6 protein-coding genes are annotated in these 6,768 nt (G+C 32.4%); 4 read left to right on the plus strand and 2 right to left on the minus strand.

Going from position 1 to position 6,768, the window contains the following annotated elements; translation table 11 throughout:
• The 4 genes from AB8B65_RS11890 to AB8B65_RS11905 form a co-directional block, all read left to right on the plus strand.
• Positions 1 to 195, plus strand: a 195-nt coding sequence (locus AB8B65_RS11890; protein ID WP_405301245.1) for a lantibiotic dehydratase C-terminal domain-containing protein, incomplete at its 5' end; no start/stop codon positions are given.
• Positions 196 to 356: 161 nt separating this feature from the next.
• Entirely contained in the window at positions 357 to 2,057 is a 1,701-nt protein-coding gene (locus AB8B65_RS11895; protein WP_405301247.1) for a helix-turn-helix domain-containing protein, read from the plus strand.
• Between the two features lie 87 nt (positions 2,058 to 2,144).
• The gene (locus AB8B65_RS11900) at positions 2,145 to 2,375 is read left to right on the plus strand and encodes a hypothetical protein (RefSeq protein ID WP_405301248.1); all 231 of its coding nucleotides are present in this window, start codon (positions 2,145 to 2,147) and stop codon (positions 2,373 to 2,375) included.
• 177 nt (positions 2,376 to 2,552) lie between these two features.
• Positions 2,553 to 2,807, plus strand: coding sequence for a hypothetical protein (locus tag AB8B65_RS11905; protein ID WP_405301249.1), 255 nt, complete (start codon positions 2,553 to 2,555; stop codon positions 2,805 to 2,807).
• 89 nt (positions 2,808 to 2,896) lie between these two features.
• Here the strand turns inward: AB8B65_RS11905 and AB8B65_RS11910 are convergent, their stop codons facing one another.
• Together AB8B65_RS11910 and AB8B65_RS11915 are read right to left on the minus strand one after the other, a co-directional pair.
• A complete protein-coding gene (locus AB8B65_RS11910; RefSeq protein WP_405301250.1) occupies positions 2,897 to 4,255 on the minus strand; it encodes an HlyD family secretion protein in 1,359 nt (452 codons plus the stop codon).
• Between the two features lies 1 nt (position 4,256).
• On the minus strand, positions 4,257 to 6,464 hold the full coding sequence (locus AB8B65_RS11915) for a peptidase domain-containing ABC transporter (RefSeq protein WP_405301251.1): 2,208 nt from the start codon (positions 6,462 to 6,464) through the stop codon (positions 4,257 to 4,259).
• Positions 6,465 to 6,768 lie beyond the last annotated feature (304 nt).

Below are 6,768 nucleotides of genomic sequence, written 5' to 3' on the forward strand. Positions count from 1 at the left end.
CACAAAGAAGACGAAACACTTATGATGCCAATTAACGACCTTATGGGAAGTTATATGCACATGTTAATGAATCGTTTATTCAAGTCTAAAAACCGTATTCACGAAATGGTATGTTACGATTTCTTATATCGTTACTACAAATCCATGATTGCGCGTAAAAAGCACATGAACAAAAATAAAAACAAGCAGAAGTAAATTTCTGAGCTTGTAAAATTTTAAAAAAAGTCTAGTTATACGCTAGACTTTTTTTATTATAAATCGTTGAAAAAAAACCTATAAAGCTTTTCCTACTTATTTTTTTTCTCCACATAAAACCGTTATACTTGTATAGATTGATCGTCATAAACTCTCAGTTCATGCAGTATAAAAAAACCTTTTTCCTCCTACTCAGTATCCTTACTCTTCTGTGTTCGCTTTCGCTGAATGCACAAACAGATTCCTTACAGGGAAAATCGTATGAGGAGTTGATAAAGTTGCACGAAAGCACACTATTTAAAAATCCTACTGATTCCAAAACATATGCATTAGCTGCTTATAAAATAGCTCAAAAAGAAAATGACTCACGCAAAACAGCATACGCTATTTATCATATTGCCTATGCTAATAGTTATATTCCTTTAAACAATGAAGCATTAAAAGGAATTGAAAACTCCATAAGCATTGCAAAAAAATTTAATGATAATTTATTGCTCTTTAAAAATCACAATCTAAGAGCTAATATATTTACAAACATAGGAAAAGAGTCTGAAGCAATAGACGAATACGGAGTAGCCAAGCAATATGCCATTTTAACTGATAATCCACTAAATAAAATTGTGGTTTCATTAAACATTGCTTATGTAAAAAAAGTACATGAAAATCATAGTGGTGCTATTGAATTATTCAAGGAAAACTTAAACATTCTCAATACACTCAAAACATCTGATCCAAAACAAGAAACCTATAAAAAGCAAGCACTTTTCAACATTGCAGATTGTTATTTGAGGATTAAAAATCCAAAAGAAGCAAAAAAATATAACGACTTAGCAATAGAAATGTTAAGAAATGAAGAAGCATCAATGTTTTACAATTTGCTTTTAATGAATGAAGCTATCATAAATTATCAAATGAAAGAATTTGATAAAGCTATTGAGATTTCTAAAAAAGCAATAAGTTATTATACAAGCATCAATAGTGAAGATCAATTAATAACACCTTATTTCTATTTAGGAAAAAGTAATTATCAGTTAAAAAACCATAAAGATGCTATTCAATATTTGGAAAAAGTGAATGCAATCATTGCAAAATATAAAATTGTTTATAGTGATCAAAAAGAAGGGTATGAAATATTATATAAATGTTACCAAAAATTAGGAGACTCAATAAAAGCTTCAAAAAATCTAGAAACTTATTTAGTACTTCTCAAAAAAACAGATAGCATAAATTCAAATGCCAATTACAAGATTCTTGAAAATGAAATTACTGTTTTAGATAGCAACAATCAAAAACAACAGAAACTTGCAAAGTATTTATATATATCTTTAGCTTTTTTACTTTTCATACTTGTAGGTTTTTTTATTTGGTTCAAGCACAAGCAAAAACAAAACAAGCTACGTTTTAAAAAATTATTAGTAACCATAGAGACTTTAGAAAAACCAAAAGAAAAAATTGTTGCAGAAGAAATTATTACAAAAGAAATATCAAATCCTGTCACGGATGAAAATGCACTACAAATTTTAAAAGCCTTAGAAAATTTTGAAGAAAAGAAATTGTACTTACGTCAAGATTGCACACTTGGATATGTCGCGAAAAAATTAAAAACCAATACATCTTATTTGTCAAATGTGATCAATACGTATAAAGAAAAATCATTCAAATCCTATCTTTCAGAATTACGCATCAATGCGGCTTTAATTCAACTTAAAAATGATGATAAATTACGCTCGTATACCATCAAAGCAATTGCCGAAGAGTTTGGTTTTAAGCGTTCTGAAACCTTTTCACGAGCTTTTAAAGCACAAACAGATATATACCCCTCTGTGTACATAAAAAACCTTGAAAACCAACACAATAAGTAGTGACGTTTTATAAAATATCACTTGTAAATACTGTTTTTTACAGAAACTTTTCTGATATTTAATGTTGTTAACTAAACAACAATCATTATGAGAACTTTAAAACTTAAAAAGATCAAAATTTCTAAAGTTGGTAATCCATACCTTGTGTATGGTGGTGCACAAAATGCTGCTGCCAACAATCATAAAACAGAGCCAAATACGATTTATTGTGAAACTCAAAATGAAGAAGATGATACTTGTGCCAGTCAAACAAATAGTGGAAGGACAGGACAAACAGATGGAGTAAGAGACAGAGATAATAACAGACGCCAAAACTAAATAAAACATACCTAACCAATATATTTTTAAGCGCCTTCATTGTATACAATGAAGGCGCTTTTTTTGTTAATTAACAATTTCAAGGTATTATTTTTTTCACTTGTTCGTTATCTTTATGAATGTATTCCCTATAAATTCTTTCAATTGTATTTTTTATTAACTGTAAAAAATGAAATCATGAAAAAACAAAAGTTAGAATTAAACAAGTTAAGCTTGACAAAGTCAAGAATTGCAGAATTAAACACATTGAATGCCAAAGGTGGGAACAGAGAATCTACAGCACCAAATTGTATTTTTACTGGTATTATAGACGGTTGTGTTATCACTGAAAATTGCCCTGGTGGAGGAACTGGCGGTTCTGGATACAACTGTCAAACAAATGATCCAACATGCAATACGCAAGCTATTTTATCGTGCCTATTTGCTTGTTAAGAAACAAATACTAATAGCAAAGCCTCAAAGTGTTCAACTTTGAGGCTTTTATCATGAAAAAAAGAAATATCAACTTATTTCTTTATGTTTTATTTTCGACTAAATACTTCTCGCAATTGGTAGAAGATTCGTTGCATTACAGTCAATTCTTCCACTACAATTTCTGCCGTTCCTTCCATTTCTTGTTTAAAATCAATCGGTTTTTCAAACGAGCTACTTAGTGAGTCTACTCGTAAATAAGCAACATACGTTGCGGGTCCACCTTGCGGATTTAACTGTGGAACACCTGAAATATTAATGATTTCTCCAGACAAACTTCCCCATTCTTGGTACGGATAACTATCTAATTTGATAATTACACTTTGTCCAACTTTAATTTTTCCTGAATTGGTTACAGGAAACGAAACGCGTCCAATAATTCCTTCTATTTCATCTGGAATTACGGTAAATAAATCTTGTCCTATATTCACATTTTGGTATTTAGACCAAATATCAAATACAGTAACTTCTCCTTTTATGGGCGATTTTAATACGAATTGCTGTTCCCATTGTAAGATCTGATTTTCTAAATCTTGCCTCGCTTGCTCTAAGTTTTGATCGGTAGAAATTTCCGAACTCTTATCACCAACAGATGCTTGACGAAAGTTATTTTGTAAGGTTAAAATAGAACTTTCATCATTTTCTATGGCAGACAACAACGCTTCATTGGAACGTTTTGCACTGTAGTACATATTTTCTCGTTCTTTATACCTAAGCTTTGATTCAATTCCTTTGTTATACAAACGCTTAAACGTCTCATAATCCTTTCGGGTATTTTCTAATTCTTTCCTTTGTATCTCAAGTTGATTCTTACTATTTCGCAATCTATTACGAACTCTACCTAATTGCAAACTTATATTTGCTGCTTGGTTTTTGTCATCACTAAATATTGTATAGTTTAAATACGTTAAGTACTGCGCTCTAAACTGATTGTAAGCAGGCTGTACAACTCCCAATTTCAATTTTGTTGGAAGTACATAGGCTAACGAATCAAAATGGCTCTCCTTAGGTGTAAAGTCTTCCAATATTTTTTTTAACAATTGAACATCCTCAAATTTTGCGGTATTTTCTATCACAGCCAATACTTCATCCACATCTACTTTTTGTCCAGCTTCTACAAAAATACTCGTCAATTTCCCAGCTGCATTTGCGGTTAAATGCGCAGGCGGATTTTCGGAAGTAATGGTAACTCGTGCCGGAATAATATCGTTGTAACTCAATAAAGAAGAACCAACTATAAACATAATAACAATTAAAAACACCACCGAAATTCCCCATTGAATTACCCAATTAGGTGCTTGTCCAAGTATTTCCTTAACCTGATCGGAACGTTCGTCAAGATCATTAATTTTCTTGCGTCTTTCCTCTTTCTTCTCTTCTTCCTTTTTTTCTTCTATCTTCTTCGCCATATTAGTTTCCTAGCTCTAATTGATTTTTTACTAATGTATAATATGATCCACGTTTTGCCGTAAGCTCTTCGTGGTTTCCTAACTCAATAATTTTTCCTTTATCAAGTACAATAATCTGATCTGCATTTTTTACCGTACTCAATCGGTGTGCCACAACCACTACTGTTTTTCCTTTGTAAAATTCTTGAAGATTCTCCATAATAACCTTTTCGTTATTCGCATCTAAAGCACTTGTTGCTTCATCAAAGAAAATATACTTCGGATCTTTGTATACAGAACGCGCAATTAAAATACGTTGCTTTTGTCCTCCAGAAACATTGACACCACTCGATCCAATTTTAGTATTATATCCAGATGGTAATTCTTCAATAAATTCTTCAATATTGGCAACTTTTACTGCGTGAATTAAACGTTGTTTGTCAATAATTCCTTCCGAATCTGATTCCGTAATGTTTCTAGCAATTGTATCTCCAAATAGGAAACCATCTTGCATTACTGAACCACATGCTTTTCGCCACGATTTGGTACTCATATCGCCCAATTTATGTGGACCAATATGGATAGAACCTTCATTAAAATCGTAGAATTTCAGCAACAGCTTAATTAAGGTCGTTTTTCCACTACCACTGGCGCCAACAATAGCGGTTACTTTTCCTTGCGGAATTTCTACAGTTAAATCATCTAAAATTAACGGCGAGCTTTTTCCTCCATAGCGGAAACTTGCATTGGTCAGTTTAATCGTTTTATCTTCCGGTAATTCTTTGATATTTTCCTCAAAACGATCTTCTTCATCGTCTTTGTTATGAATTTCAGACAAACGCTCTAAACTAATTTTTGCATCTTGTCCAGATTGAATGAACGTAATAAAGTTGTTAATTGGCAAGTTTAACTGTCCAATAATATATTGTACCGAAAGCATCATACCTAAGGTAAACATAGAATCGTCAATTACGGAAGTTGCCGCAATGTAGGTAATGATGATATTTTTTAATTCGTTGATAAATCGTCCACCTGTATTTTGTGTTTGCGAAAGCGCCAATCCTTTAATGGAAATTTTGAACAAACGTACTTGAATGGCTTCCCATTCCCAACGTCTTCTACGTTCCGAACCGTTCAATTTTATTTCTTGCATTCCCGAAATCAGCTGATACAAACTACTTTGGTTATCGGATGATTGATCGAATCGTTTGTAATCGAGTTCGGCTCTCTTTTTCATAAACAATAGTGTCCAACCAATATACAAGGCAGATCCTACAAAGAACACAATAAATATAGGCATGTTGTAGTATGCCAATACACCTCCAAAAATGAACATATTAAAAGCAGAAAACAATGTGTTTAAAGTTGTGGACGACAAGAAACTCTGAATTCTATTGTGATCGTAAATACGTTGTATAATATCTCCCGTATTCTTGGAATCGAAAAAGGCAATGGGCAATCGCATCAACTTGATTAAGAAATCGGAAATCAGGTTGATGTTAATCCGGCTGGTCATGTGTAGTAAAATCCAACCCCGAATCAGTTCTACCGTAGTTTGCGAAATAAAGAGTGTTAACTGCGCAATTAATATCAGAAATACAAAATCTTTATTCTGATAATTAATACCATAATCGACTACCGATTGGGTTAAAAACGGAAATATAAGCTGCAGCAAACTCCCGACGAGTAGTCCTAAAATTAACTGAGCAATGTATTTTTTATAGGGTTTAAAGTACCAAAACAGAAACTTAAATCCGTATTCTTTCTTTTCTTCTTTTTCGAGTTCGTAAAACTCTGGCGTAGGCTCTAATAACAATAAATATCCTTCGGCACTATCTGGATCGGCACTACTACCTATCCAACCTTTTATAAAATCTTCTTTTGAATATTTTACCAAACCATGTGCAGGATCGGCAACATACACCGTATTTCTTTTAATCTTATAAACCACCACAAAATGACGTTGTCTCCAATGCGCAATACACGGATACGGCACTTCATCTATTAAGGTTTTATAATCGACACTTACCGCTAAGGTGTGCAATCCTATTTCTTCGGCAGCTTCGGCAATTCCGCCAAGGGAAACACCTTCTCTGGTAATATTTGCTTTCTTTCGCAGAAAGTCAATTGTATAGGCACGTCCAAAATGCTTTGCCACCATACGCAAGCATGTTGGTCCACAATCCATTTGGTCTAACTGTCGGTAAAAAGGAAACTCTCTCTTTATCATTAACTTTCTTTCTAGTGTAATTTATAATTTGGTTTGCATTGCGATGGAATCTTTTTCAGCAATCATTTTTATTTTTGATAATCTATACGATATTTACGATGATTCCATAAACAACTTTGTCATTTTTCTAAAAATATTGTCTTTTATGAGAAAAACACGTACAAATATATACTTTTATTTCATTCTTCCAAACAAAAAATTGTCTTTTTGTACGATATTTTCGTATAAATTGATATATTTGTACTAATTAAACCTAAAAAATTACCCAAATGCTCGTAAAATTCACGGTAGAAAACTATTTATC

Source organism: Kordia sp., assembly GCF_045105435.1.
Classification (GTDB): Bacteria; Bacteroidota; Bacteroidia; order Flavobacteriales; family Flavobacteriaceae; genus Kordia.

Bases quoted from the DNA above. Each gene is read 5' to 3' on its own strand.
- AB8B65_RS11910 (WP_405301250.1), bottom strand. From the start codon at position 4,255: ATGGCGAAGAAGATAGAAGAAAAAAAGGAAGAAGAGAAGAAAGAGGAA.
- AB8B65_RS11905 (WP_405301249.1), top strand. From the start codon at position 2,553: ATGAAAAAACAAAAGTTAGAATTAAACAAGTTAAGCTTGACAAAGTCA.
- AB8B65_RS11900 (WP_405301248.1), top strand. From the start codon at position 2,145: ATGAGAACTTTAAAACTTAAAAAGATCAAAATTTCTAAAGTTGGTAAT.
- AB8B65_RS11915 (WP_405301251.1), bottom strand. From the start codon at position 6,464: ATGATAAAGAGAGAGTTTCCTTTTTACCGACAGTTAGACCAAATGGAT.
- AB8B65_RS11895 (WP_405301247.1), top strand. From the start codon at position 357: ATGCAGTATAAAAAAACCTTTTTCCTCCTACTCAGTATCCTTACTCTT.